This window comes from Psychrobacter sp. NPDC077938, assembly GCF_044542635.1.
GTDB lineage: Bacteria > Pseudomonadota > Gammaproteobacteria > Pseudomonadales > Moraxellaceae > Psychrobacter.
The window spans coordinates 1-1,564 of record NZ_JBITUW010000016.1 but is presented as its reverse complement, the minus strand read 5'-3'; the positions used below and the strand labels follow the sequence as shown (position 1 = coordinate 1,564).

The following is a 1,564-nucleotide window of genomic DNA, read 5'->3' as shown; positions in this document are numbered from 1 at the left end:
TTATAGGGTTTACAATACTTCACATGAGTTTCTACCATTTCGTATATACCTAAATACATTTAAAATATCACTACTCTCAGCACTTTTGAGGGATCATTCCTAAATGTTGTGTTTAGGCAAAAATTGTGGTCAGCCTATAAAGGAAGAATTCTACATTTTTCACACCTCTGAACTGAGCTCTAAAAGCTTTTATTTTAGCATTAAATGATTCAGCGGATGCGTTTGTGCTTCTATTTATAAAATAGTTTAGGATCGATTTATAATTGAGGGATATAGTGTTGGCAATTGTATTGAATGACCTGAAGCCGGTGTTTTCAACGTCTTTGTACCAATGTGCCATTTTTGTGTATGCTATTTGTATAGAAGTTGTCTTATTGAATATATTTCTGAGTCCCTGTACTAGGTCGAAAGCGACCTTTATATCGGGATATTGGGCGAATAATATTTTGCTTCTTTCGAATTGGTTTTGCGTCCAATTGTTAGGCGATTTATAAAGGAGGTACCTACTTCTTGCTAACAACTGCTTTCTTGTATCTCCATTTGAAAATAGTTTTGGCACAAAAGGTTTACCCATGCCTTTCGCCAGTTTTATCTGTTCGTTTTCTAAATCGATGGCTGCCCACCTATGTTTGATACGGATATCCTGAAGAGCTTCCAGCGCAAGTTTCTGTACGTGGAACCTGTCCGTCACCTGTATCGCTTTTGGGAAGCATTGTTTGGCGATAGTCTTCATTGCGTTGGCCATGTCCAAGGTAATCTCCTTGACCTCGGATCTTTTCTTGGCCGATATCTGTAGTAATTGCTCTATAATCGGCCCCGCCTTAGTCCCTGAGAATATGGCCACTATAGCTCCTTTCTTGCCCTTTGCCTTTTTATTGGTGATAATGGTATAGAGTTCCCCTTTTGATAATGCTGTTTCGTCAATAGATAAGTGGGACCCTATGTTTTCGGGAAAAACAAGCCACTGTTTAGCGTGTTTTCTTTGTTTCCAAACTTTAAAATCACTTAAGTGCTCTCTGTATTGTCTGCTCAGTTTTTTACCATTCACGTTATAAAAATGGCCTATTGTATGGCAGTCTGAGGTCTTAGTATTGACTAATTTCTTTTAAAAAAGCAGCAAACTCGTTAGTCATCCGTGTTCCCTGTGCTACTAAATTCCAATCGCGTTGTACAACCTGATTCGTGTTTTTATCTAACCATCTGCGACGTTTTACGTGAAGATAGACTGTATTACCTCGAAGTGGAAAATCTTGAATAGTGACTTCTTTGTGAAAACCATGAGCAACAAGCATTTTGGATTTCTCCTCTTTAGGAATCACATTGCGCTCTTCAAAATAAAGGTGCATTACTTCACCATTTTTTGTGTTTTTTATTAAATCGAAATGATTAATTAAAAATTCAGGGAGAATAAGTTTTAGTAATTCTATATAATTGTCCACGGCTATTTTTTTTACAAAAATCGTAATCTTATTTCAATTCACACACAACTTTTGAGATTGATCCGTTTTTTACCATTCACGTTATAAAAATGGCCTATTGTATGGCAGTCTGAGGTCTTAGTATT

General features: G+C 36.8%; 2 protein-coding genes. Both read right to left on the bottom strand.

Annotated features, from left to right (window positions below; translation table 11 throughout):
- Nucleotides 1-112: 112 nt before the first annotated feature.
- On the bottom strand, nt 113-1,048 hold the full coding sequence (locus tag ACIGBM_RS13495; RefSeq protein WP_397478086.1) for a transposase: 936 nt from the start codon (nt 1,046-1,048) through the stop codon (nt 113-115).
- Nucleotides 1,049-1,085: 37 nt separating this feature from the next.
- Nucleotides 1,086-1,439: a transposase gene (locus tag ACIGBM_RS13490; protein ID WP_397478085.1), complete on the bottom strand. Its 354-nt coding sequence runs from the start codon at nt 1,437-1,439 to the stop codon at nt 1,086-1,088.
- Nucleotides 1,440-1,564 lie beyond the last annotated feature (125 nt).